General features: G+C 58.6%; 24 protein-coding genes, 1 tRNA gene and 2 pseudogenes. 7 read left to right on the forward strand and 20 right to left on the reverse strand.

From position 1 onward, the window contains the following. Positions 1 to 42: 42 nt before the first annotated feature. Positions 43 to 1,968: a dihydroxyacetone kinase operon transcriptional regulator DhaR gene (gene dhaR, locus ACLEXF_RS15425; protein WP_004206088.1), complete on the forward strand. Its 1,926-nt coding sequence runs from the start codon at positions 43 to 45 to the stop codon at positions 1,966 to 1,968. Here dhaR and ACLEXF_RS15430 read toward each other — a convergent pair. The 3 genes and pseudogenes from ACLEXF_RS15430 to ACLEXF_RS15440 all read right to left on the reverse strand — a co-directional run. Continuing rightward, positions 1,946 to 2,077, reverse strand: a pseudogene (locus ACLEXF_RS15430) (cob(I)yrinic acid a,c-diamide adenosyltransferase); the annotation flags it as partial. The gene dhaR and the pseudogene ACLEXF_RS15430 overlap by 23 nt on opposite strands. A gap of 80 nt (positions 2,078 to 2,157) precedes the next feature. After that, the gene (hdeB, locus tag ACLEXF_RS15435; protein WP_101993891.1) at positions 2,158 to 2,463 is read right to left on the reverse strand and encodes an acid-activated periplasmic chaperone HdeB; all 306 of its coding nucleotides are present in this window, start codon (positions 2,461 to 2,463) and stop codon (positions 2,158 to 2,160) included. A 26-nt stretch (positions 2,464 to 2,489) separates the two neighbouring features. After that, positions 2,490 to 3,065: an HdeD family acid-resistance protein gene (locus tag ACLEXF_RS15440; protein ID WP_108450841.1), complete on the reverse strand. Its 576-nt coding sequence runs from the start codon at positions 3,063 to 3,065 to the stop codon at positions 2,490 to 2,492. A 238-nt stretch (positions 3,066 to 3,303) separates the two neighbouring features. Here ACLEXF_RS15440 and ACLEXF_RS15445 point away from each other — a divergent pair, with 238 nt between their 5' ends. After that, entirely contained in the window at positions 3,304 to 3,966 is a 663-nt protein-coding gene (locus ACLEXF_RS15445) for a YfdX family protein (RefSeq protein ID WP_072140371.1), read from the forward strand. Positions 3,967 to 4,055: 89 nt separating this feature from the next. Here the strand turns inward: ACLEXF_RS15445 and ACLEXF_RS15450 are convergent, their stop codons facing one another. Next, entirely contained in the window at positions 4,056 to 7,298 is a 3,243-nt protein-coding gene (locus tag ACLEXF_RS15450; RefSeq protein ID WP_194425937.1) for an ATP-binding protein, read from the reverse strand. Positions 7,299 to 7,302: 4 nt separating this feature from the next. Then, positions 7,303 to 7,917, reverse strand: a complete 615-nt coding sequence (gene evgA / locus ACLEXF_RS15455; protein WP_004205283.1) for an acid-sensing system DNA-binding response regulator EvgA — start codon at positions 7,915 to 7,917, stop codon at positions 7,303 to 7,305. A gap of 300 nt (positions 7,918 to 8,217) precedes the next feature. Here evgA and ACLEXF_RS15460 point away from each other — a divergent pair, with 300 nt between their 5' ends. Further along, positions 8,218 to 8,583: an HdeA/HdeB family chaperone gene (locus ACLEXF_RS15460; RefSeq protein WP_072140372.1), complete on the forward strand. Its 366-nt coding sequence runs from the start codon at positions 8,218 to 8,220 to the stop codon at positions 8,581 to 8,583. A gap of 68 nt (positions 8,584 to 8,651) precedes the next feature. Here ACLEXF_RS15460 and ACLEXF_RS15465 read toward each other — a convergent pair whose 3' ends face one another. Next, positions 8,652 to 8,924 carry a hypothetical protein gene (locus ACLEXF_RS15465; protein WP_004205279.1) on the reverse strand — a complete coding sequence of 91 codons (273 nt, stop codon included), beginning with the start codon at positions 8,922 to 8,924 and terminating at the stop codon, positions 8,652 to 8,654. A gap of 569 nt (positions 8,925 to 9,493) precedes the next feature. After that, positions 9,494 to 9,569: transfer RNA gene (locus tag ACLEXF_RS15470), tRNA-Ile, on the reverse strand. 124 nt (positions 9,570 to 9,693) lie between these two features. Between ACLEXF_RS15470 and mug the strand changes: the two genes are divergently transcribed. Next, complete coding sequence (mug, locus tag ACLEXF_RS15475) at positions 9,694 to 10,200, forward strand: G/U mismatch-specific DNA glycosylase (protein ID WP_423265790.1); 507 nt, start codon at positions 9,694 to 9,696, stop codon at positions 10,198 to 10,200. A 99-nt stretch (positions 10,201 to 10,299) separates the two neighbouring features. Here mug and rpoD read toward each other — a convergent pair whose 3' ends face one another. The 3 genes from rpoD to rpsU all read right to left on the reverse strand — a co-directional run bounded on the left by rpoD (position 10,300) and on the right by rpsU (position 14,433). Beyond that, positions 10,300 to 12,141 carry an RNA polymerase sigma factor RpoD gene (rpoD, locus tag ACLEXF_RS15480; RefSeq protein ID WP_004174339.1) on the reverse strand — a complete coding sequence of 614 codons (1,842 nt, stop codon included), beginning with the start codon at positions 12,139 to 12,141 and terminating at the stop codon, positions 10,300 to 10,302. Positions 12,142 to 12,360: 219 nt separating this feature from the next. Continuing rightward, the gene (gene dnaG, locus ACLEXF_RS15485) at positions 12,361 to 14,106 is read right to left on the reverse strand and encodes a DNA primase (RefSeq protein WP_017899733.1); all 1,746 of its coding nucleotides are present in this window, start codon (positions 14,104 to 14,106) and stop codon (positions 12,361 to 12,363) included. A 111-nt stretch (positions 14,107 to 14,217) separates the two neighbouring features. Further along, complete coding sequence (gene rpsU, locus ACLEXF_RS15490) at positions 14,218 to 14,433, reverse strand: 30S ribosomal protein S21 (protein WP_001144069.1); 216 nt, start codon at positions 14,431 to 14,433, stop codon at positions 14,218 to 14,220. Positions 14,434 to 14,670: 237 nt separating this feature from the next. Between rpsU and tsaD the strand changes: the two genes are divergently transcribed. Next, entirely contained in the window at positions 14,671 to 15,684 is a 1,014-nt protein-coding gene (tsaD, locus tag ACLEXF_RS15495; protein WP_002916879.1) for a tRNA (adenosine(37)-N6)-threonylcarbamoyltransferase complex transferase subunit TsaD, read from the forward strand. A 44-nt stretch (positions 15,685 to 15,728) separates the two neighbouring features. Here the strand turns inward: tsaD and ACLEXF_RS15500 are convergent, their stop codons facing one another. From ACLEXF_RS15500 to ACLEXF_RS15535, 8 genes are all read right to left on the reverse strand, one after another. After that, the gene (locus ACLEXF_RS15500; RefSeq protein ID WP_023319174.1) at positions 15,729 to 17,336 is read right to left on the reverse strand and encodes a purine-cytosine permease family protein; all 1,608 of its coding nucleotides are present in this window, start codon (positions 17,334 to 17,336) and stop codon (positions 15,729 to 15,731) included. A 152-nt stretch (positions 17,337 to 17,488) separates the two neighbouring features. After that, positions 17,489 to 18,106 (reverse strand): urease accessory protein UreG, encoded by a 618-nt coding sequence (gene ureG / locus ACLEXF_RS15505; protein ID WP_002916877.1) that lies wholly within the window; start codon positions 18,104 to 18,106, stop codon positions 17,489 to 17,491. A gap of 8 nt (positions 18,107 to 18,114) precedes the next feature. Continuing rightward, on the reverse strand, positions 18,115 to 18,789 hold the full coding sequence (locus ACLEXF_RS15510; protein ID WP_004205263.1) for an urease accessory protein UreF: 675 nt from the start codon (positions 18,787 to 18,789) through the stop codon (positions 18,115 to 18,117). A 1-nt stretch (position 18,790) separates the two neighbouring features. Then, positions 18,791 to 19,267: an urease accessory protein UreE gene (gene ureE / locus ACLEXF_RS15515; protein ID WP_017899736.1), complete on the reverse strand. Its 477-nt coding sequence runs from the start codon at positions 19,265 to 19,267 to the stop codon at positions 18,791 to 18,793. Between the two features lie 9 nt (positions 19,268 to 19,276). Then, on the reverse strand, positions 19,277 to 20,980 hold the full coding sequence (gene ureC / locus ACLEXF_RS15520) for an urease subunit alpha (protein ID WP_004205260.1): 1,704 nt from the start codon (positions 20,978 to 20,980) through the stop codon (positions 19,277 to 19,279). Continuing rightward, positions 20,973 to 21,293: an urease subunit beta gene (locus ACLEXF_RS15525; RefSeq protein WP_064183227.1), complete on the reverse strand. Its 321-nt coding sequence runs from the start codon at positions 21,291 to 21,293 to the stop codon at positions 20,973 to 20,975. Before ACLEXF_RS15525 ends, ureC begins: the two co-directional genes overlap by 8 nt. Before the next feature lie 9 nt (positions 21,294 to 21,302). After that, positions 21,303 to 21,605, reverse strand: coding sequence for an urease subunit gamma (locus tag ACLEXF_RS15530; protein ID WP_002916871.1), 303 nt, complete (start codon positions 21,603 to 21,605; stop codon positions 21,303 to 21,305). A gap of 9 nt (positions 21,606 to 21,614) precedes the next feature. Beyond that, on the reverse strand, positions 21,615 to 22,439 hold the full coding sequence (locus tag ACLEXF_RS15535; RefSeq protein WP_250689814.1) for an urease accessory protein UreD: 825 nt from the start codon (positions 22,437 to 22,439) through the stop codon (positions 21,615 to 21,617). On the opposite strand from ACLEXF_RS15535, the gene ACLEXF_RS15540 reads away from it, so the two are divergent. Next, positions 22,429 to 22,575 carry a hypothetical protein gene (locus tag ACLEXF_RS15540; protein WP_032447021.1) on the forward strand — a complete coding sequence of 49 codons (147 nt, stop codon included), beginning with the start codon at positions 22,429 to 22,431 and terminating at the stop codon, positions 22,573 to 22,575. The genes ACLEXF_RS15535 and ACLEXF_RS15540 overlap by 11 nt on opposite strands. Positions 22,576 to 22,585: 10 nt before the next feature. Here the strand turns inward: ACLEXF_RS15540 and ACLEXF_RS15545 are convergent. Next, positions 22,586 to 22,687, reverse strand: a pseudogene (locus tag ACLEXF_RS15545) (hypothetical protein); the annotation flags it as partial. 149 nt (positions 22,688 to 22,836) lie between these two features. Further along, entirely contained in the window at positions 22,837 to 23,454 is a 618-nt protein-coding gene (plsY, locus tag ACLEXF_RS15550; RefSeq protein ID WP_004205257.1) for a glycerol-3-phosphate 1-O-acyltransferase PlsY, read from the reverse strand. Between the two features lie 107 nt (positions 23,455 to 23,561). Between plsY and folB the strand changes: the two genes are divergently transcribed. Beyond that, a complete protein-coding gene (gene folB / locus ACLEXF_RS15555; protein WP_004150923.1) occupies positions 23,562 to 23,945 on the forward strand; it encodes a bifunctional dihydroneopterin aldolase/7,8-dihydroneopterin epimerase in 384 nt (127 codons plus the stop codon). The last annotated feature ends 79 nt before the right edge of the window (positions 23,946 to 24,024 follow it).

A 24,024-nucleotide genomic window follows, 5' to 3' on the forward strand; every position in this document is an offset into this window, starting at 1 on the left:
GGCTGCCGGAGGGGTTCTCTATGGTAAAACGCGGAAAACAGTATGACTGTTCAGACTCAGGATACCGGGAAGGCGGTCTCTGCCGTCATCGCCCAGTCATGGCATCGCTGCAGCAAGTTTATGCAGCGTGAAACCTGGCAAACGCCGCACCAGGCCCAGGGCCTGACTTTTGACTCTATCTGTCGGCGTAAAACCGCGCTGCTGACCATCGGTCAGGCGGCGCTGGAGGACGCCTGGGAGTTTATGGACGGTCGCCCCTGCGCGCTGTTTATTCTTGATGAGACCGCCTGCATCCTGAGCCGCTGCGGCGAACCGCAAACGCTGGCGCAGTTGGCTGACCTGGGATTTCGCGACGGCAGCTACTGCGCGGAGAGCATTATCGGCACCTGCGCGCTGTCGCTGGCCGCGATGCAGGGGCAGCCGATCAACACCGCCGGCGATCGGCATTTTAAGCAGGCCCTGCAGCCATGGAGCTTTTGTTCGACGCCGGTGTTCGATAACCACGGGCGCCTGTTCGGCTCTATCTCGCTTTGCTGTCTGGTGGAGCACCAGTCCAGCGCCGACCTTTCCCTGACGCTGGCCATCGCCCGCGAGGTGGGCAATTCCCTGCTCACCGACAGCCTGCTGGCGGAATCCAACCGCCACCTTAATCAGATGTACGGCCTGCTGGAGAGTATGGACGACGGGGTGATGGCGTGGAACGAACAGGGGGTGCTGCAATTTCTCAATGTTCAGGCGGCGAGACTGCTGCATCTTGATGCCCAGGCCAGCCAGGGGAAAAATATCGCCGATCTGGTGACCCTTCCGGCGCTGCTGCGCCGGGCCATCAAACACGCCCGCGGCCTGAATCACGTTGAAGTTACCTTTGAAAGCCAGCACCAGTTTATCGACGCGGTGATCACCTTAAAACCGATCGTCGAGGCGCAAGGCAACAGCTTTATTCTGCTGCTGCACCCGGTGGAGCAGATGCGGCAGCTGATGACCAGCCAGCTGGGCAAAGTCAGCCACACCTTTGAGCAGATGTCAGCCGACGATCCGGAAACCCGGCGGCTGATCCACTTTGGCCGCCAGGCGGCGCGCGGCGGCTTCCCGGTGCTGCTGTGCGGTGAAGAAGGGGTGGGGAAAGAGCTGCTGAGCCAGGCCATCCACAATGAAAGCGAGCGGGCGGGCGGGCCCTACATCGCCGTCAACTGCCAGCTGTATGCCGACAGCGTGCTGGGCCAGGACTTTATGGGCAGCGCCCCCACTGACGATGAAAATGGCCGCCTGAGCCGCCTTGAGCTGGCCAATGGCGGCACCCTGTTTCTGGAAAAAATTGAGTATCTGGCGCCGGAGCTGCAGTCGGCCCTGCTGCAGGTGATTAAGCAGGGAGTGCTTACCCGCCTCGACGCCCGCCGCCTGATCCCGGTGGATGTGAAGGTGATCGCCACCACCACCGTCGATCTGGCCAACCTGGTGGAACAGAACCGCTTTAGCCGCCAGCTGTACTATGCGCTGCACTCCTTCGAGATTGTCATCCCCCCGCTGCGCGCCCGGCGCAACAGCATCCCGTCGCTGGTGCATAACCGGCTGAAGAGCCTGGAGAAGCGTTTCTCTTCGCGGCTGAAAGTGGACGATGACGCGCTGGCCCAGCTGGTGGCCTACTCGTGGCCGGGAAATGATTTTGAGCTTAACAGCGTGATAGAGAACATTGCCATCAGCAGCGACAACGGCCACATTCGGCTAAGCAACCTGCCGGAATATCTCTTTTCCGATCGGCCGGGGGTCGATAGCGGCTCATCGCTGCTGCCGGCCAGCCTGACCTTTAGCGCCATCGAAAAAGAGGCCATCATTCACGCTGCCCGGGTGACCAGCGGGCGGGTGCAGGAGATGTCGCAACTGCTGAATATTGGCCGCACCACCCTGTGGCGCAAAATGAAGCAGTACGATATCGACGCCAGCCAGTTCAAGCGCAAGCATCAGGCCTAGCCTCCTCGATACGAGCCATGGAGAACAGGGCGTCCGACAGACGATTGCTGTAGCGTTTGAGCGCGTCGCGCAGTGGGCCAAATTGGCCATCCTCTGCCGTGCGAATGCGCTAGCGATGAGTGTGACGGGGCCCGCCGCATAACGGCGGGTAACGAGGTTAACTTTCCCCGGCGAGCGCCGGGGGAAGGCTTATTTTTTAATAACAGAGTTGAGGTCGCCGAGTTTAGCTGCGGGGTTCTTGTGGCACTGCAGCAGCATTTTCGGCACCGAGACGGTCTCGACTTCATGCCAGTCGACATAGTCCCCGCCGCTGAAGTCGGTGTTGCGATTCACTACCCAGAAGGCCACCGGGGTCATGCTTTTCGGGTTCATATCCATAAATTCCTGACAGGTCATATTCTGCGGTGTGGTTTCCTGTACCGCGAATGCCGGGCTGGTCATCAGACAGAATGTGGTCGCCGCCACGGTCAATACGAGTGCTTTAGGTAAATTCATTTTCTTCTCCAGTCATAAAATACGGCTTAAGCCCGAGCATGCTTCATCTTATTTCTCAGGACCAGAAAGCCGATGGCGCTAAATATCATTTCAACGCCGATAAATGCGGTAATAAATAACCAGCTTTGCTGCGGGTTCATTGCCAGCCACAGGCAGGCGATAATTAAATCCAGCAGACCGATAAAAATATTCCAGCCAGCGCCGCTTTGTTTTCGGGTTTTACATCCGCTGACGATGCGGGAAATACCGCCGAGAACAAATAAAAAGCCGAATAAAAAGGCCAGACTGCTCATGCCGTTGAGGGGATTGACGACAAAACTCAGGCCGAGCACGATCCAGGCGATGGCGAAGATCAGCGCCACCAGGCGTGATTTCCAGTGCTGCTGACGGAAAACAATCAGGCTGTATAGCGAATAGAAGCCGCAGATCATGAGCAACATGCCGGTCACCGTGGCGAGATACCAGCCGGCGACCAATGGCCAGGCCAGACAACAGGCTCCGCAGATAAACAGCAGGGCGGCCATCATGCCGGCATGCCGTTTATATCGAATGAAGACGCGTGGGCTAAACGCATTTAAGGTGTAATGGCTAAACATAAACATAATTGCTCCGCAGATCCGGTTGGCGGCCTGACGCTGAATAAAAACGTTATGATTTATTCAGCGGGCCAAAAGAAAGGTCTGAGGAAAATAGTAGGCCGTGCCATCGCCAGGCGTAAATAAGAGTGCTGAGGTCACTTTATACGCCTTGTCTGACAGCTGTCAGACAAGGCCCGCAATATCGATTCCGGGCTCTGATTCTCAATAACCACGATATTTTTTAAGCTGGCTGCGTTTGGTGATGCTTACCGATTTTAATCAGGAGTTAACGATGAAAAAAGTCATTCTGGCGAGCCTGCTGGCAACCATGATGGGTACCTCTCCGGTGTGGGCAGCAGATAACGCGACGGCAGCGCCTGCCGCGGCAGCCACAGCGCAGGTGCAGAAAGAAGCCGCCGATGTGTTACAGGTGGCGGTTCAGGGCGCGAACGCGATGCGCGACGTCCAGTTCGCCCGTCTGGCGCTGTTTCACGGCCAGCCGGAGAGCGCCAAAAAACTGACAGACGACGCCGCCGCGCTGCTGGCCGCCGATGACGCCAGCTGGGCGAAGTTCGTGAAAACCGACGCGACAGCCAAAATGATCGCCGATCGCTATGTGGTGATCAATGCGACCATCGCCTTGTCTGAAGACTATGTGGCCACCCCGGAAAAAGAGAGTGCCATTAAATCTGCCAACGAAAAACTGGCGAAAGGCGATCAGAAAGGGGCTATCGATACCCTGCGCCTGGCCGGTATTGGCGTGATTGAGAACCAGTATCTGATGCCGCTTAACCAGACCCGTAAGGCGGTGGCGCAGGCGCAAAAACTGCTGAAAGCCGGGAAGTATTACGAAGCGAATCTGGTGCTGAAAGGCGCTGAAGAGGGCATCGTGGTGGACAGCGAGATGCTGGTGGCGGGTAACTGATACCTGTTCCACCCTGAGAGAGCGCAGAGGAAGAGACTGACAAGGATGTCCCTTTAACGGTCGGGCAGCGGACTGCCCGACCGGAACGGCTAGCGGCCGATGAGGGCGTCGATTTCGCCATCGATCTCGCGCATGACGCCGGTGATGCGCTGTACCACCTCCAGACAGCTTGCCGGCGTCAGCGAATCAGGCCGCTTAGCCTCAAAAGGGGCGCACAGTTGTTGTAGCGCAGTAATCCCCAGGATTTGTGCTGAACCGTGCAGACGGTGCAGCGCCCGCAGAAAGGTCTGCGGTTCATGCCGGGCGATAGCCTGTCCGGCGGCCTGTAAATCTGTGGCCGACGCATCGCGGAACGTCTCCAGCATCTCAGCCATCAGCGCCTGGTCTCCCCCCGTATTTTCGGTCAGCACGCTGAGCTTCAGATGCCGGGCGACGTTAGGTGATGCGTGGCCCACCGCTAAGCGGCTGAGCTCATGGCTCAGCGTCTGAACCGACACTGGCTTAAACAGACACATATTCATGCCGCTGGCCAGACATGCCTCCCGCGACTGCGGCAGCGCGCTGGCGGTCACTCCCCAAATCACCAGGCTCGGGTAGCGTCGGCGTAACGACGCCGCCAGCGCCAGGCCATCTTTCTTCGGCATATTGAGGTCCGTGATCAGCAGATCGTAATGTTTGCCGGCGAGCTTATTCTCCGCTTCTTCACCGTCGCAGGCTTCATCGACACTGTAGCCGATAGTGTTGAGCTGGCGTTTGAGCAACAGCCGGTTGGTGGGGTGGTCGTCCGCTATCAATATCGACAGCCCGGGCAGGGCCTGCGGCCTGGCGGGCAACGCCTGTGGCGCGTGAATCGCGCAGCGACTCACCCTGACCGGCAGCGTGATGGTGAAAGTGGTCCCCACACCCGGACGGCTGACCATCTCCAGCCGGCCCTGCATCAGCGTAACCAGCTCCTGGCAAATGACCAGCCCCAGCCCGGAGCCGGTCTGCTGGCGTCCCTGGCGCGCCTGGGCATAGCGATGAAAGAGGGTGGCCTGCTCAGCTTCACTGATCCCGCAGCCGCTGTCGCTAACGATGAGGGTCAGTTCTCCCTGTGTCTCATCCGCCTGCGCCAGCCGGCAGGAGATCTGAATCGCGCCCTCGGCGGTAAACTTCAGCGCATTGCCGATGAGATTATTGAGAATTTGCCGCAGCGCCTGAGGGTCGACCCACAGCGCGATCCCCTCCTGCAGAGGGAGATGGCTATGCAGCGCGATCCCCTTCTGCTGCGCCAGCGCGCCGAAGGTGTGGCACTGCTGCGACACCACCTGCGCCACATCGCTCCACTGTGGGGTGATCTGGTATTTTCCCGACTCAATCTTGTCGATATCGAGAATATTGCCGATAAGTCCCAGCAGGGTTTGCGCCGTCGACCCAGCCAGCTCGATCGCCTCTTTACGCTGACCGACGTTCAGCTCCGGTTTCGCCAGCAGTTCCAGAAAGCCGACGATGGCGCTCACCGGCGTGCGCAGCTCGTGGCTCATGCTGGCCAGAAAGCGACTCTTGGCTTTTGTCGCTTGAATCGCTTTGTCTTTTTCCCGCTCCAGCGCGCAGGAGAGGGCTTCCTTCTGCGCCAGCTCCTCTTCCAGCCGCTGCTGAGAGTCTTTGCGTTTGCGTACTTCCCGGCACAGGGAGAGTCCCCAGCCGAGGCTGATGGCGATCAGCACCAGCGCGAAGGCGATCAGCTGGTAAAACTGGCGGCTGTACTGGCTCCAGTTCTCTATTTGCTGGCTGGAGATTTTCGACCACTTCTCGGTCATCTGCAGAATGTCCCGCGGCGGAATGGCCTGCAGCGCTTTGTTGAGCACGGCGGCCAGCACCGGTTCATCGCGTGGGATCGCCAGCCGAATGGCGGCGACCGGGAGTCCATCGATGCGGGTGTAGTGAAGATCTTGCGGATAGTAGTGATCGATCATATAGCGGGCGGAAAGCTCCGAGGCCACGGCGGCATCCACCTCGCCTTCCTCCACCATCTTCATGGCGACACCAACGTTATCCGTCTCCACCCAGTTAACCTGCGGAAAGCGCGCTTTCAGGTCGTGGGCGGCGATCGGCCCCACCGGCAGGGCGATCCGTGCCGGGCGCGTCAGCAGATGCGGGTCGGGCGCGCTGCCGCGGGCGACCAGCACAAAGGCCACGTTAATGAGCGGCTCGCTGAGGGTGACGTAAGCCTGCGGCTGCGGGGTCAGGGTCGCGGCGGGCATGATCGCCCAATCCTCTTTTTCCATGCGCTTTGCCAGATCCTGACGATTGCGCACCAGAATAGGGTCAAACTGCAGCCCGGTCTGTAGTGAGAAAATATTCAGCATATCGGCCATGATGCCGCGCAGCTCATCTTCGTCATCCACCAGGGTAAAAGGTGGAAAGTAGGGGTTAACCAGCAGGCGGATGTGACGATGCTTCCGCAGCCAGCGCTGCTCCTCAGCGGTAAAAGGCAACGGGGTATTAAGAAACGACAGATCGCCGCGGTTGAGCCAGTTTTGCATGATCCGCATCGCGGTATCGCTGTCGATGGCGTGGATAAAACGGTCAAGGAGCTGGTGCAGCGCCGGTCGATCTTCACGGGTGACAAAGCGGTTGTGCTGCTCCTGCTGACGAAAATAGTGCGTGATGACCAGCGATTGCGAGAAATATTTCGAGATGCAGTGGCCGGTGGTGATGTTGTTGCCGATGAAATACTGATTCTCGCCGCTGACCACCGAGGCGAGGGCCTGATAGTCGCTATCATAAAGGGTGATTTTGGCGTTGGGAAACGCCTGTTGAATAATATCGAAAAAGGCGCAATCGCGGGTGCAGGCTAGCTTGACGCGGCGGTCGGTGGTTAGCGGCGGCAGGGGGGATTTTAGCGAGGTGACCAGCGTCGGCCAGGTTTTGATCAGCGGTGCGGATTGAACCAGGCCCGGGGCGAGCGCATCCCGGTGCGCCACCTGAGTGAGCAGGGTATCGACCTGGCGGTCGGCCAGGGCGGCCAGCGCCTGCTGCTCGGTGTCATATTGGCGGATAACCACCTTTAGCCCGAGGCTGTGCGCCATCAGCGCCAGATAGTCGGCGTTAATCCCCTGATAGCTTTCTTCGTCGCTGTCGTAGACGACGGGCGTCATCTCAGGGAGCCAGGTGCCGACGATCAGCGTTGGCTGGGCGGCCAGCCAGGCCTTTGCCTTATCGTTGAGCGGAATGTCGATCGCCGCAATGTGGGCATGGCTTTTCAGCTCCAGTTGCTTCATGGCAAACGCGGAGGGAGAGAGACTCAGCGCCAGCCCGACAATCAGGGATAAAATAAGACGAACGACCATGCCATCACCCTATTTTATTGCGTTGCGCAAAGTCATAAAGCTCAAGCAGGGAGCTGCAGCCTAATTTATCCATCAGACGGACCTTATAGGTGCTTACCGTCTTATTGCTGATATTCATTTTGCTGCCGATGGTGGTGTAGTCGATGCCGCTGAGAATATAGCGGAAGACCTTCATCTCCTGCGTTGACAGCGTATCCAGTCGGTCCTGATCGGTGATGCCGTGGGTGCAGAAGCGCTCCAGTGAAAAAGGGAAATAGCTGTAGCCATTATTGGCCGCGTCGATCGCGGCGAGGATATTATTCATTCCCTCTTTTTTACTCACAAAACCATTGGCCCCGCAGTCGGCGCTACGTTTGCCGTAAAACAGTTCATTCTTGGCGGAAATGACGATGATTTTTCCCCGATAGCGGCGTTTTCGCAGCTGCTCCAGAACGTCTATGCCGCTGAGTTCCGGAATATCAACGTCGACGATCAGCAGGTCAGGCTGCATGGTTTCGGCGGTCTGTACCGCATGGGCGCCGCTGTCGAGTTCCGCTGCGACGGTAATGCCGTTGCTGTCGAGAAGGTTGCGAATGGCGATACGTGCCAATGGATGATCGTCAATGATTATCGCATTCATGGGGGCGTAAATCCTGATATGAAAAAAGAGGGCGATGCCTGATGCAGGTGCGGCGGGGGTTATTTTTATCGGTGCCGTAATAAGGCGCAATTGTAACACAAATCGTTTTCGGCCGGGAAAATATTGTGGATGTGTGCCTGCCGAATATATTTGCATATCGGGATGACAGCTGTAGGAAAAGGCGTTCGCTTGCTTCAGCGCTGTCTGCTGTTAAAAAAAATGCAAACGATTAATCTGCGCTTTTTAAGGTGAGGTGCCGGGAATATCGTCCGGTGACAGCTGGCAGGTAAAATAATAACAATGGTAAAAGCAAAGCGCCCCCTCTGGCGAAAATGGGCTTGGAAACGTCTGATGGCAGGAATAATCGTCCTGGCAATAAGTAACGCCGCGGTGGGAAAGGACGTGACGACCACTGAGGCGCGGACGCGCGATATGATGCGCTGTCAGGATTATCTGCAGCTGGATCCGCGCACCTGGACGCCGATGGTGATCTGGCTGATGAACGATCCTTTTTCCCTGCAGCCGCCGGAGTGGACCGACTTCCATGAAGCCGAGCTGGTGCTGACGCCGATCCTCACCGAAATCTGCCGTCAGGAGCCAGATGCCTGGCTGACTTCGCTGCGGGAACGGCTCAATTCTTATCAGCAGGTGCGGTCGCTGAACTAAGCGACCGCGGTAAAGCGGCAGAAAAAGTGACTAAACATGCAGTTAGCGGCCAATTTCTGCGCCGAAGATCAGCAGCGGCCCGCTTTTTTCGACAGGGCGTCGCAGGTTTTGCTCGCTGGCGTCGGGTTCGCGCCGGCACAGATGGCATCCGAGACGGTGCTACTGCCGCCCAGCGGGATCAGTCCATACAGTTTCGGCTCGGCGGCTTTAGTCACATAGCAGCGATGGCGGGTGTTGCCGATGGTCGCCACAAAGTTGGTTTTCACATCCTGCTGCTTCGCATCGGAAATGGTCACCTGCGAAACATCGACATTAAAGGCAAAAGCGGCGGCTTCTTTCATTTCGCTTTCCGTCGCCATCGGTGGTTTAGCTACGCAACCCGTTAATAACAGTGCCAGACAGGTACTGACTGATATATCCCGTATTTTCATATTTTCATCCTTTTGTGTGAGTCAGCGGGTTGTATATATGAGCGACGGGAGGGGGGCGTTGATTTTGATCAGCTGGTACAGGGAAGGGGTATTTTTCGGAAATTGGCCTGAATTGTTAAAGTTATCGTGAGCAGTATGAATTCCAGCGTTGCGGGAATGAAAGGTGTTTTATGCCGACCTTGCGTAGTAAGACAGAGTAAACAGGAACGCGGCAATGATGGACTGGCTTCGGGAGGTGGACAACGCAGATGGCCTGCGCAAACTTTTGCCAGGATAGAGCACTGTCTATTTTAGCGTAAGCGTAAATTTTCCTTTTCGCGATAACGGATTTTTTTATCCTCTTAGCGGAATGGCAAGAAAATGCTGACCACGCGCATTGCTCAACGGCTTATGTTGCCATTTTATCGCTGTTCTAAAATTTAGAAACAAAAAAGCCACTCTTTCGAGTGGCCTAACTGTATGTATTTACTGCTAAAATTTGGTGGCCCCTGTTGGGTTTGAACCAACGACCAAGCGATTATGAGTCGCCTGCTCTAACCACTGAGCTAAGGGGCCGTGGCGAGGGATTATAAAGTAACTGACGGTTGCAATCCAGCGTAAAGCGCGCAGCTGCTGTTTTTATAAACAATGCATTTTCAATCCTTTATAATCATGTTTTAGCCATACAGCCGGAGAAAACATGATTAGCGATATCCTTGCGCCGGGCCTGCGCGTCGTCTTTTGCGGTATCAACCCGGGGAAGTCTTCCGCCCATACCGGCTTTCATTTTGCCCATCCTGGCAACCGCTTCTGGAAGGTCATCCATCAGGCCGGCTTTACCGATCGGCAGCTCAGGCCGGAAGAGGAGCTGCAGCTGCTGGATACGCGCTGCGGCATCACCATGCTGGTTGAGCGTCCGACGGTGCAGGCCAGCGAGGTCGCCCTGCAGGAGCTGCGCAGCGGCGGCCGTGAACTGGTGAAGAAGATTGAGGAGTATCAGCCGCAGGCCCTGGCGGTGCTCGGCAAGCAGGCCTTCGAGCTGGCCTTTAACCAGCGCGGGGCGAAGTGGGGGAAACAGGCGATGACCATTGGCACGACCCAGGTGTGGGTGCTGCCCAATCCCAGCGGTTTAAACCGGGCGATGCTCGATAAGCTGGTGGCGGCCTATCGTGAACTGGATGATGCCCTGGCGACCCGCGGTCAGTAGCGGAGAGCGGCGGCTTTCCCCGAGCGGCCAGCGAAACGCCATAAAAAAAGCTCCCCGCAGGGAGCTTTTTAACCGGCTTTGGACGCTGTCCCGCGACGATTAATCGTCGAGGAAGCTACGCAGCACTTCAGAACGGCTCGGGTGGCGCAGTTTACGCAGCGCCTTCGCTTCGATCTGACGGATACGTTCGCGAGTAACGTCGAACTGTTTACCCACTTCTTCCAGCGTGTGGTCGGTGTTCATGTCGATACCGAAACGCATACGCAGGACTTTCGCTTCACGAGCGGTAAGGCCGGCCAGCACGTCGTGCGTTGCCGCACGCAGGCTCTCGGTGGTCGCGGAATCCAGCGGCAGCTCGAGTGTGGTATCCTCGATGAAATCCCCCAGATGCGAATCTTCATCGTCGCCGATCGGCGTTTCCATGGAGATAGGCTCTTTGGCGATCTTCAGCACTTTACGGATTTTGTCTTCCGGCATCAGCATGCGCTCAGCCAGCTCTTCCGGGGTCGGTTCACGGCCCATCTCCTGCAGCATCTGACGGGAGATACGGTTGAGCTTGTTAATGGTCTCAATCATATGCACCGGAATACGGATGGTGCGCGCCTGATCCGCGATGGAGCGGGTGATCGCCTGACGGATCCACCAGGTAGCGTAGGTCGAGAACTTGTAGCCGCGACGGTATTCGAACTTATCCACCGCTTTCATCAGACCGATGTTGCCTTCCTGAATCAGGTCGAGGAACTGCAGACCGCGGTTGGTGTATTTCTTGGCGATAGAGATAACCAGACGCAGGTTCGCTTCCACCATCTCTTTCTTCGCACGGCGGGCTTTCGCTTCACCGATGGACATGCGACGGTTGATATCCTTCACCTGCTCGATGGTCAGGCCGGTCTCTTCTTCGATCTGCTGCAGCTTCTGCAGGCCGCGCTGCACGTCTTCTTTCACTTCCAGCAGCTTCTCGGACCACGGCTTGTTCATCGCCACCGCGGCGTTGAACCAGGTTTCGCTGGTTTCGTTGCCGGTGAACAGGGTGATGAAGTTTTTCTTCGGCATTTTGCACTGCTCAACGCACAGCTTCATGATGATACGTTCCTGAGTACGAACGCGATCCATCATGCTACGCATGCTGTTGACCAGGTAATCGAACTGCTTCGGCACCAGGCGGAACTGCTTGAAGACTTCAGACAGCTTCAGGATCTCTTCCTGGGCGGCGGCATGGCTACGACCTTTGGCTTTGATAGTGTCGCGGGTCAGCTCGTACTGGGTACGCAGCTCGGCGAACTTCTCACGGGCCAGCTCAGGGTCGATGCTGTTGTCGTCATCGCTGTTGTCGTCGGCGTCTTCATCTTCGTCTTCGTCTTCGTCGTCATCCATCTCTTCCTGAGACAGCTCGGAGCCAACGTGGGTGGCGGTCGGCGCCATATCTTCTTCGGCGTTCGGATCGACGAAACCGGTGATCAGATCGGACAGACGGGCTTCTTCCGCTTCCACGCGGTCGTACTGCTCAAGCAGGTAGGTGATCGCTTCCGGGTATTCGGCAACGGAGCACTGCACCTGGTTGATGCCGTCTTCAATGCGTTTGGCGATGTCGATTTCGCCTTCACGGGTCAGCAGCTCTACGGTACCCATTTCACGCATGTACATGCGCACCGGGTCGGTCGTACGCCCGATTTCGGATTCCACGCTGGAGAGCACCTGCGCGGCGGCTTCGGCAGCATCTTCATCCGCGGTGTTTTCGGCAAGCATCAGATCATCGGCATCCGGTGCTTCTTCCATCACCTGAATGCCCATGTCGTTGATCATTTGGATGATGTCTTCGATCTGATCGGAATCGACGATATCTTCCGGCAGATGGTCATTGACCTCGGCATAGGTCAGATAGCCTTGCTCCTTACCACGTTGGACAAGAAGCTTCAGCTGTGACTGCGGGTTTTGCTCCATAAGACGGTATCCACACTTAATTCGTTTGATTGGTGTCGGCAGGCGGGCTGTCGACATTTAAAGCGAGGGCGTACTTATATTATTGCCGCTGCGCCTCTGCGCGGCTGTCGGGGGCTTCCCGATCGATACTCGGCACTTAAGCCGTTAAATACGGTGTCCTTCACGTTGCTCTGCGTTCTGCTGCTGCGTCAATGCAACGTGAATGACTGAGTCTGTCATTTATTTTTTCGCCAGCTCCTGGCTGATGGTCCAGAGCTCCCGGCGTTCCTCACTGCTTAAACCGTGTGTGCGATCGCGAGCTATCAACTCTTCCTGTCGCAGTTCCAGCAGTGAATCAAACATATGGTTGAGCGAGTCGGTGAAGGTTTGTTCAGCGATATCTTTATCTGCTATATCGTCCCACATCGACAGTTTTTCAAGGGTTGCGGCCTCTTTTGTGCCGCGATATTGCTCTAAAAGTTGCCCGGTTGTCAGACCAGGCTGCGCCAGACAGCTCTTCACCAGCTCGCCGAACAGGCTCAGCCCCGGCATTTTGCGCGAGTCCAGCCCCTCCAGCGGTGGGACTAACGGCGCCAGATCCGGGTTTTGCACCAGCAGTCCTATCAGTATACGCATGGTCGTGCGTTTTAGCTGTGGTGCGGGGCGCGGGGCGCCATTTTCCGCCTGTTTTGGCATTAAACGTTCAAGCTGGGCGTCATCTAAAATGCCCAGCTTGTTGCCCAGCTCCTGACGCAAATAGATGCGCAGGGTTTCGCCCGGCACCTGGGTTATCAGCGGCAGCGCCAGCGTGCTCAGCTGCGCGCGCCCGTCCGGCGTGCTGAGGTCGACCTGCGGCAGCAGGCTGTTAAACAAGAACGTGGAGAGCGGCTGAGCCTGCTCCATCCGCGCCTCGAACGCCGCTTTGCCCTCTTTACGCACCAGCGTATCCGGGTCTTCGCCGTCAGGCAGAAACATAAAACGCAGCTGGCGACCATCGGTCATGTACGGCAGCGCCGTCTCCAGCGCGCGCCAGGCGGCATCGCGGCCGGCCCGGTCGCCGTCGTAGCAGCAGATGACGTTATTGGTCACCCGGAACAGCAGCTGGATATGATCGGCCGTGGTCGAGGTACCCAGCGAGGCGACAGCATAATTGATGTCGTACTGCGCCAGCGCCACGACGTCCATATAGCCTTCGACAACCAGCAAACGCGGTGGTTCGGGGTTGTCCTGCTGCGCTTCATACAGGCCATATAGCTGACGGCCTTTATGGAATATGTCGGTTTCCGGGGAGTTGAGATACTTCGGCAGGGCATCGCCCAGCACCCGTCCGCCAAACCCAATCACCCGGCCTCGCTTATCGCGGATGGGGAACATCACCCGTTCGCGGAAGCGGTCGTAACTGCGTCCCTGATCGTTGGTGACCAGCATGCCGGCATCAATAAGCGACTGGCGGTTTTCCTGATTGCCGCCAAAACGTTTTAAAACGTTATCCCAACCTGGGGGAGCATAGCCGATGGCAAAGCGCGTAATCACCTCGCTGCTTAACCCCCGTTTTGCCAGGTACTGGCGCGCAGGGTCGGCGGCGGGCTGCATCAGAGACTGTTGATAAAACGTATTCAGACCATCCAGTAACTGGTAGAGGTTCTGCCGTTGATGGCGCTCTATCTGGCTGGGTCCGTTGCCTGCTTCATAAGGCACTTCGAGGTTGTGCATGGCGGCCAGCTCTTCGACCGTTTCCACGAACTCGAGCTTGTCGTAGTTCATCAGGAAATCGATAGCATTGCCGTGCGCCCCGCAGCCGAAGCAGTGGTAAAACTGTTTTTCACCGTTGACGGTGAAAGAGGGGGTTTTTTCGTTATGGAACGGACAGCACGCGTGAAAATTTTTGCCCTGCTTTTTCAGCTTTACCCGCGCATCGATCAGATCGACGATGTCGGTTCTGGCAAGCAGATCGCTAATAAATACACGTGGAATTCGTCCAGCCATAAGCCCCGTTATTTCTGATGACTATAAACGAAAATAAGCCGCGCATTCCTTTCGGAAGCACGGCCTTACAACTACAACTCGGTCTGAATTGAGAGCGTCGCTCTCAACAGATTAGTACAGACGAGTACGGCGTGCGTTTTCGCGAGCCAGTTTCTTCGCGTGACGTTTCACTGCAGAAGCTTTAGCGCGCTTACGTTCGGTAGTCGGTTTTTCATAGAACTCACGACGACGAACTTCCGCCAGAACACCTGCTTTTTCGCAGGAACGCTTGAAGCGACGCAGAGCTACGTCGAACGGCTCGTTTTCACGTACTTTAATTACCGGCATGTGCCTCTCACCTTTGATTAATTCGGTTTGCCGCTGGCCGCAATGCCAGCTTATTTCAAAATGGTGCGGAATTTTACTGCAACTACTGCTGCTTTGTAAAGCACCTGCGCCTTTTTTGAAAGGGACTTTTATAAGGGTGAGGAGTATACACGAAGAGAACACCAGGGGTGAGCAAAGTTTTACATCGCCGGTCATTGGACCTACACTGCGCGGTATTGAAGCGAGGTAAAACAACTCATGCGTGTACTGGGCATTGAAACATCCTGCGATGAAACCGGCATCGCGATTTATGACGACCAGCAAGGTCTGTTAGCCAACCAATTGTATAGTCAGGTGAAACTGCATGCGGACTACGGCGGCGTGGTGCCGGAGCTGGCATCGCGCGACCACGTGCGCAAAACTGTGCCGCTGATCCAGGCGGCGCTGAAAGAGGCCGGCCTGACGGCGAAAGATATCGACGCCGTCGCCTATACGGCGGGTCCTGGGCTGGTCGGCGCGCTGCTGGTCGGGGCGACCGTTGGCCGGTCGCTGGCCTTCGCCTGGAACGTGCCGGCGATCCCGGTACACCATATGGAAGGGCACCTGCTGGCGCCGATGCTGGAAGATAACCCGCCGGCGTTCCCGTTCGTCGCGCTGCTGGTTTCCGGCGGCCATACGCAGCTGATCAGCGTCACCGGTATCGGCCAGTACGAACTGCTGGGCGAGTCGATTGACGATGCGGCGGGCGAAGCCTTTGATAAAACCGCGAAACTGCTGGGGCTGGATTATCCCGGCGGGCCGATGCTGTCGAAAATGGCGTCCCAGGGTACTGAAGGCCGCTTCGTCTTCCCGCGTCCGATGACCGACCGTCCGGGGCTGGACTTCAGCTTCTCCGGACTGAAGACCTTCGCCGCCAACACCATTCGCAGCAACGGCGACGATGAACAAACCCGCGCCGACATCGCTCGCGCGTTTGAGGATGCGGTTGTCGATACGCTGATGATTAAATGTCGCCGCGCGCTGGAGCAAACCGGCTTTAAGCGTCTGGTGATGGCGGGAGGCGTGAGCGCCAACCGCACCCTGCGGGCGAAGCTGGCGGAGATGATGCAAAAACGCGGCGGTGAGGTATTCTACGCCCGCCCTGAGTTCTGTACCGATAACGGCGCGATGATCGCCTACGCCGGCATGGTGCGTCTGCAAACCGGCGCCAAAGCTGAGCTCGGCGTGACGGTCCGCCCGCGCTGGCCGCTGGCCGAACTACCTGCCGCCTAAAGCGTCCTGAAACAGGCCGACGTCACGTCGGCCTGCCTACCTGACTACTCCATACTTTTACACAGTGAGCAGATGGCACCCTGATGCTTATGTGAATGCATCACGTCCGGGCGCTCGTACTCTTCCTCACAGCTAACGCATTGATACACGGTGGTCGAGGCGTTCCCCGCCGCGTCATAGCGCGGTTCGGCGATCCCGTCATCCACCTGCTTAATATAGTAGCGCCCGCGGGTGAGGATCCCCATCAGCGGGGTCATGACAAAGGCGACGACCAGCGCGATCAGCGGCGAGAACGGCGCCAGCGTCGTCCCCAGCAGGCCGAAGAAAGCGCAGATCGACAGCCCGGCGGCCAGGCCAAAGGAAACCACGCCCACCGGGTTAACGTTGTAGATCATGCCGCGACGATATTCCGGCTGCGCCGGGGCCAGCTTGAGCAAGCCTTTATTAAAGGTGATGTCGGTCGCCACCACCACGACCCAGGCGATAGCGAAGTTGGAGTAAAAGCCGAGGATCCACGACAGGGCGCTGAACATATCGCCTTCCATCAGCGCCAGGGCAATCGCCAGATTGACCACCACAAAAATAATCCGCCCCGGATAGCGTTTGGTGGTGCGGGTCCAGGCGCTGGTCCACGCCAACGAGCCGGAGTAGGCATTGGTGACGTTAATTTTGATCTGCGAGATCACCACCAGCACCACCGCCAGCGTCAGGGCCAGCCAGCCGGGCACCAGATTATCGAAGACGCTGACGAACTGCTGCACCGGTTCGGTATTGTGCACCGCCGGAAAACGGGTCAATAGATAGAAGCCGAGGAAGGCGCCGATGATCTGTTTGATCGCGCCTAGCACCACCCAGCCCGGACCGGCGGAAAAGACCGCCAGCCACCAGGTTTTACGGTTCTCCGCGGTTTTAGGCGGCATAAAGCGCAGGTAATCAATTTGCTCGCCAATTTGCATGATAAGCGACAGGCATACCCCGGCGCCGAGCATGATGGCGGTGATATCCACCGTCGACGCGCTGTTTTTACCAGCGAAATGCAGGAAGCCGTCCACCAGCTGCGGATCTTTGACAATCAGCCACACCACCGGCACCACCATCAGCACCAGCCACAGTGGAGTGGTCCATACCTGCAGGCGGGTCAGGGCTTTCATGCCATAGACCACCAGCGGGAGCACCATCAGGGTGGCGATCAGATACCCCATCCACAGCGGTATCCCGAGGCCCACCAGCAGCCCCTGGGCCATGATCGAGCCTTCGAGGGCGAAGAAGATAAAGGTGAAGCCGGCAAAAATAATGCTGGTGATCACCGAGCCGAAATAGCCGAAGCCGGCGCTGCGGGTGATCAGGTCAAGGTCAATGTTGTAGCGCGCGGCGGTGATCGCCAGCGGAATGCCGGTGAGGAAGATCACCAGCGCCGCCACCAGGATCGAATAGATGGCGTTGCTGGTGCCCCAGGCCATACCGATGCTGGCGCCGATGGAAAAGTCCGCCAGATAGGCGATGCCGCCCAGCGCCGTGACCGCGACGACGCCCGGTCCCCAGCGGCGGAAGCTCAGCGGGGCGTAACGTAAGGTGTAATCTTCTAAGGTTTCCCGGGAGCCGGAAGTCCGCGCTGTCGCGGGTAATTCAGGGTTGAGATCCAGTGATGACATAGTCATTCCTTAATGGTTAGGCATGACTTGAATTAGCAAACCTTATGCCATATTGCAGGGTAGGCGTGGCGGGGAGGGGAGCGCAGGGTGATAGAAGAGAGAGCATGGGTTGCACCATCCGGACGCGTCTGCGCCCGGCTGGTGCAACAGGCCTATTTGCCGAGCATGCCTTTGTCTTCGAGGAAGGCGATAATGGTGCTCAGGCCGTCTCCCTGCTTCAGATTGGTGAAGGTCCATGGGCGATCGCCGCGCATACGCTGGGTATCGCTGGCCATCACCTCCAGCGAAGCGCCGACATAGGGGGCAAGGTCGGTTTTATTGATCACCAGAAAATCGGATTTGGTGATCCCCGGCCCGCCTTTGCGCGGGATCTTCTCCCCTTCGGCCACGTCAATGACGTAGATGGTCAGATCCGCCAGCTCCGGGCTGAAGGTGGCGCTCAGGTTATCGCCGCCGCTTTCCACGAAGATAAGGTCGAGGTTACCGAACTTTTCACTCAGCGCTTCCACGGCGGCGAGGTTCATCGAGGCATCTTCGCGGATCGCCGTGTGCGGGCAGCCGCCGGTTTCTACACCGACAATGCGTTCAGGGGCCAGCGCGCCCGCTTCGGTGAGGATGCGCTGATCTTCTTTGGTATAGATGTCGTTAGTGACCACCGCCAGCTGCCAGGTATCGCGCATCGCTTTGCACAGCGCTTCCAGCAGGGCGGTTTTACCAGAGCCGACCGGGCCGCCGACGCCGACGCGCAGCGGGTGTTTATAAGAATTCATGGCTTCTCCTAGGAACGGAATAATCGGGAGTATTGGGTTTCATGCCGGGCAGAGGCGATGGCGGCGAGCGGCGTGGCCGATCCGATATCGCCGTCCGGCGCGGCCAGTGCGCGGGGCATCGCCGCTGCATAGTGGTCGCAAAGACGTAAAATGAGCTGCTGGGCGGCCTGCTGGCCGAAGGGCACCAGCTTGACGCCGGCCATTACGGCGCTCTCAATCCAGCTGTAGCCCAGGCTTAAGGCCATCTCGGGCAGCGCGATGCGCCAGCGCACGCCGAGCCAGGCCATCCCGGCGAGCTGGCTTTGCTGGCACAGCGTGCGCCACGGCGGCGGACAGTCCGGCTGCCAGTCGCCCAGCAGGCGGGCAAACGCCGCGCCGCGGTTGCGCTCTTCCTCCCGCAGTTCACGGGTCTCCCGGCAGGCCAGCAGATAAGCCGTCCAGCGCCGGGCCGCGGCGATATCGCCTTGGTCGCAGGCGCGGTACAGGCGGGCGAACAGCGGCAGGTCAACGGTAAAAAAGCCTTCCGTCATCTGCCGTCGCTGCCAGCGCTCGAAGGCCGCGACGTCCGGCACCCAGCCGGCTTCCACAGCCCACTCCAGCCCCTGGGACCAGCTGTAACCTCCTACCGGCAGGTTGCTGCTGGCCAGCTGCATCAGCCGCAGGCGTTGTTCCGCTGTCGACATGCTAGTGGCTGTGAGCGTGGTGGTCATGATGAGCATGATGATGACCGTGGCTTTCGCTGGCGTAAGCGCCGGCTTCCGGCTCGAACGGCAGCTGGCCAAAGGTCACCGTCAGGCCGAACTGGCGCAGCATATCGTCCAGCACGTGATCGTGATGGTAGCGCAGCTCGCCTGGCATAATCTGCAGCGGTACGTGACGGTTGCCGAGGTGATAGCAGGCCTTCGCCAGCATAAACGGGTCGTCGCAGCGCACCACCGACACCCCTTCATCAGCGGCAATCACCTGCACAAATTCGGTGCCGTCTTCGTTACTCAGCACATCGCCGCCGCGCAGCAGCAGGCCGCGGGGCAGCAGCAGACCGGCTTCCCGGCCATCGTTGAGGGTGACTTTTACCCGGCTTTTGACGCGAACATCAATCGGCAGCGTAACGCTGGCGGTCGCGGCGGCGGGGGTCTCCAGACGTTGAGTTAAATAAAGCATCCGCACTCCTTAAAACAGAAAATAACGTTGCGCCATCGGCAGAACCTCTGCCGGCTCGCTGGTGATGAGTTCGCCATCCACCCGCACCTCATAGGTCTGCGCGTCGACGGTGATGTTAGGCTGCAGGCTGTTGTGCACCATGTCGGCTTTCTGCACCGTGCGGCAGCCTTTCACCACGGCAATCGCGCTGCGCAGGTTCAGCCGCTCGGCTACGCCATGGTCCGCCGCTGCCTGCGACAGGAAGGTGAGGCGGCAGTGATGGCGGGCGCTGCCCAGCGCGCCAAACATCGGACGGTAGTGTACCGGCTGCGGGGTCGGAATAGAGGCATTGATATCGCCCATCGGCGCGATGGCGATCATGCCGCCCTTGATCACGGTGGCCGGTTTCACGCCGAAGAAGGCAGGCGACCAGACCACCAGGTCCGCCAGCTTACCCACCTCAATGGAGCCGACTTCGTGCGCGATGCCGTGGGTCAGCGCCGGGTTGATGGTGTATTTGGCGATGTAGCGCTTCACGCGGAAGTTGTCGTTATCCCCGGTCTCCTCCGCCAGCGCGCCGCGCTGCACCTTCATGCGGTGCGCCACCTGCCAGGTGCGGAGAACCACTTCTCCGACGCGGCCCATGGCCTGCGAATCGGAGGAGGTGAGCGAGAAGGCGCCAAGGTCGTGCAGCACGTCTTCTGCGGCGATGGTTTCCCGGCGAATGCGCGACTCGGCAAAGGCCACGTCCTCGGCGATGTCCGGGTCCAGATGGTGGCAGACCATCAGCATATCGAGATGTTCGTCGATGGTGTTGAGGGTGTAGGGCAGCGTTGGGTTGGTGGAGGACGGCAAAATGTTCGGGTGGGCGCAGGCGGTGATGATGTCCGGCGCATGGCCGCCGCCGGCCCCTTCGGTATGGAAGGTGTGGATGGTGCGCCCGCCGATGGCGGCGAGGGTATCTTCCACAAAACCGGACTCATTGAGGGTGTCGCTGTGCAGGGCGACCTGAATATCCATCTCATCGGCGACGGTTAATGCGCAGTCGATCGCCGCCGGGGTGGCGCCCCAGTCCTCATGGATCTTCAGGCCAATAACGCCCGCCGCCACCTGCTCGCGTAGAGCGTCCGGCTGAGAAACGTTGCCCTTGCCCAACAGGCCGACATTAACCGGCAGGCTGTCGGCCGCCTGCAGCATGCGTGAGATATACCAAGGCCCCGGGGTGCAGGTGGTGGCATGGGTACCCGCCGCCGGGCCGGTGCCGCCGCCGACCATGGTGGTCACGCCGGAGACCAGCGCCTCTTCCGCCTGCTGCGGACAGATCCAGTGAATATGGGTATCGATCCCGCCGGCGGTGACGATTTTTCCTTCGGCGGCAATCACTTCCGTCGCGGCGCCGATGGGGATGGTGACGTTGGGCTGGATGTCGGGGTTGCCGGCTTTGCCGATGGCGAAGATCCGGCCGTCCTTCACGCCGATATCGGCCTTAACGATGCCCCAGTGATCGACGATCAGCGCGTTGGTGAGCACCAGGTCAACACAGTCGGCGGCCAGCATCTGTCCCTGGCCCATCCCGTCGCGGATCACTTTGCCGCCGCCGAATTTGACCTCTTCCCCGTAGGTGGTCAAATCGTCCTCCACCTCGATCCACAGCTCGGTGTCGGCCAGGCGCACCTTATCGCCGACGGTGGGGCCGAACATGTCGGCATAGGCCTGGCGTGAAATATTACTCATCGTTTGCCTCCAGTGGGCCCATGACTTCGCTGCGGAAGCCGAAGACGGCGCGGTGACCGGCGAAGGCCACCAGCTCAATCTCGCGTTTCTGGCCAGGTTCAAAGCGTACCGCCGTGCCGGCCGGGATATTCAGGCGATAGCCGGTGGCCTGCTGACGGTCGAACTTCAGCGCCGGGTTGACCTCGGCGAAATGGTAGTGCGAACCGACCTGAATCGGCCGATCGCCGTGGTTTTCAACGACCACGCGACAGGTCGCCCGGCCGGTGTTGAGGGCTATCTGGCCGGGCTTAACGTGATATTCACCAGGGATCATGGCGCTGCCTCAGATAATCGGGTTGTGAACGGTGACCAGCTTCGAGCCGTCCGGGAAGGTGGCTTCGACCTGGATATCCGGGATCATTTCCGGGACGCCTTCCATCACCTGCTCGCGGGTCAGGACGTGACGACCTTCCTCCATTAGCGAGGCCACGCTTTTGCCGTCGCGGGCGCCTTCCATAATAAAGGCGCTGATCAGGGCCACGGATTCCGGATAGTTGAGCTTCAGGCCGCGGGCCAGGCGGCGTTCCGCCACCAGCGCGGCGGTAAACAGCAACAGCTTGTCTTTTTCTCGGGGGGTCAGTTCCATAACGTTCTCTTAAGTCAGCCAGATTCGGGGGAGTACGGGGGACTTGCCGGTGAGATGAGGACGCAGAAACTGCCAGACGTCGCGCATCACCTGCTGGCAAATCAGATTATCGTCACTGAGGAAGCGCACCGTCAGTAGGTGGTCGGTCAGGCTGGCGCCGGCGTAGAGGCCGAGCGGCGCCAGCGCGTCGCGCACCCCGTCGAGCAGGGCATCGGTTGCCGGATAGCACAGCAGCGTGCCGACCCAGGGACGTCCAGCGATGCTGGAGAGCTCTCCCTCCTGCAGGTGCAGGCGCTCGACCAGCAGCGGCTCATCGTCCACCCATACCTCCAGCCGGTTGCTGAGGGTGCCGTGGCTGAAGGTTTCGCCGATCACCGGGCGGCCAAGGCAGAGCAGATCCCAGGCCAGCAGGGTGCTGGAGGCACACAGGTGAAAGGCGGTGGACAGCCGGGCGTTCGCCCCGGGAAAGAAGATGGCATCCTGCGGGAGCCACTCCAGGGTCGCCTGCGGGGCGAGGGTCAACTGCTGGCGCAAAAGCGCTTGCGCGCCGCTGCTGCGGTAAAACTTGCTGGCGCCAGGCATGGTGATCAGGGTATGGCAGCCGGGATCAAGGTGGGCGCTAATCGTCAGTTCATCACCGCCGACGATGCCGCCGGGGGGGTGAAGCAGATAGAGGTGACAGGTCTCTTCTTCCGGGTAAAACGGGCGCTGGACGGTCAGCGGGCCGACGTGTTGGGCGCTGGCGAGAACGGTCTTGCCGCCGGCCTGCTGAAAGCGCAGATCCAGCGTGGCCTGCCAGCCTTTTTTGAGTGGTGGTAACACGGTGCCGTGCAATGTTGCGCCCCTGCAAAATCAAGATAAAACAGCAGCAATGAGTATTGATCGGCGGGAGATTATCCCGGTCATACGAAACGCTTATGTCATCTGTTACCCGCAGCGTCGCATTGGGCGCAAGGGGAAAGCGGCATAACCGCTCCGGATTATTCACCCGGATAATCATTGCCGTCAATATCCTGATCCGCTGCCTGGCCGCGGCGGAAAAGGCGCCAGCGGGGGGAACGCCGCGCCGCTGGTCGCTGGCGTGATTTTTGCTGTGGGTCACCGCTAACGCATTGTTACAAAAGAGGGATGTGGTGAAGATCGCCAATCATGACGACGTAAGGCGAAAAGGCGGGTGAGACAGGTAAATAGAAGCGGGGATCCCTCCGGCTGGCGGGGCCGGGAGGGGAGATTACTTCTCTTCTGGCGTTTTTTTCTTCTTCACACGCGTCCAGATTTTGCTCTCCTGGCGGCGCCACAGACGCTGAATGTTGTCGTGATGGCGCAGGAGGATCAGGCAGGAGAGCATCGACACCGGGAAGGTGTACTGCGGTTTAAACCACCAGACGTAGAACGGAGCGATCAGCGCGCTGACGATAGCGCCAAGGGAAGAGTAACCGCTGAGCAGGATGGTCAGCAGCCAGGTCCCGGCCATCACGCCGGTCAGGTCGAGGCCGATGGGGGCGATAGCGCCGAAGGCCGTGGCGACGCCTTTACCGCCGCGGAAATGAAAGAAAACTGGCCAGATATGGCCCACGCAGGCGGCAATCGCCACTAAACCCAGCCAGAACGGCGTCAGGCCCAGCGCCCAGGCGCCCCATACCGGCAGCATGCCCTTCAGCACATCAAAAATAAGTACCGCTACGGCCGCCCCTTTTCCGCCAATTCGTAGTACGTTAGTGGCCCCGGGGTTGCCTGAGCCGCTGTCGCGTGGGTCGGGCAGGCCAGCAAGGCGACATACCAGAATGGCGCTGGAAATGGAGCCGCAGAGGTAGGCGAGGAGTACCAGTCCAGGCGCGATTGCACTCATAACGCTGTTCCGTTTTGAAAATGTCGTTGTATTCTCTGCATCTGTGGATAATACGCATAATTCGCCGGAAGTGGTATCCGGTTTAGCTAAAAAGCAGGCAGGGCGTGATGGATATTGTATTTATAGAGCAACTTTCGGTAATCACCACCATTGGTGTTTATGACTGGGAACAAACCATTGAGCAGAAGCTGGTGTTCGATATCGAAATTGCATGGGATAACCGCAAAGCGGCCGCCAGCGATGATGTCAGCGATTGCCTCAGCTATGCTGATATCAGCGAGCGCGTCATCGCGCATGTTGAGGGGGGAAAATTCGCGTTAGTGGAGCGGGTGGCGGAAGAGGTGGCCGACCTGCTGCTGGAGACATTCCAGTCGCCATGGGTGCGCATTAAAGTCAGCAAACCTGGCGCCGTGGCTCGCGCGGCAAACGTCGGGGTGATTATTGAACGTGGCCTTAATCTGAAACAAAACTTTTCAGGTCATACTTGTTAAACAAATTGCGTTTATACCGGTCATAGCATCCGGTCATCAGGCAATTTTACTGGCGATCTTCTACCAGAACGGCAGGCGA

The organism is Klebsiella pneumoniae complex sp. WS1778 (assembly GCF_049472055.1).
In the GTDB taxonomy this organism is placed as follows: domain Bacteria; phylum Pseudomonadota; class Gammaproteobacteria; order Enterobacterales; family Enterobacteriaceae; genus Klebsiella; species Klebsiella quasipneumoniae.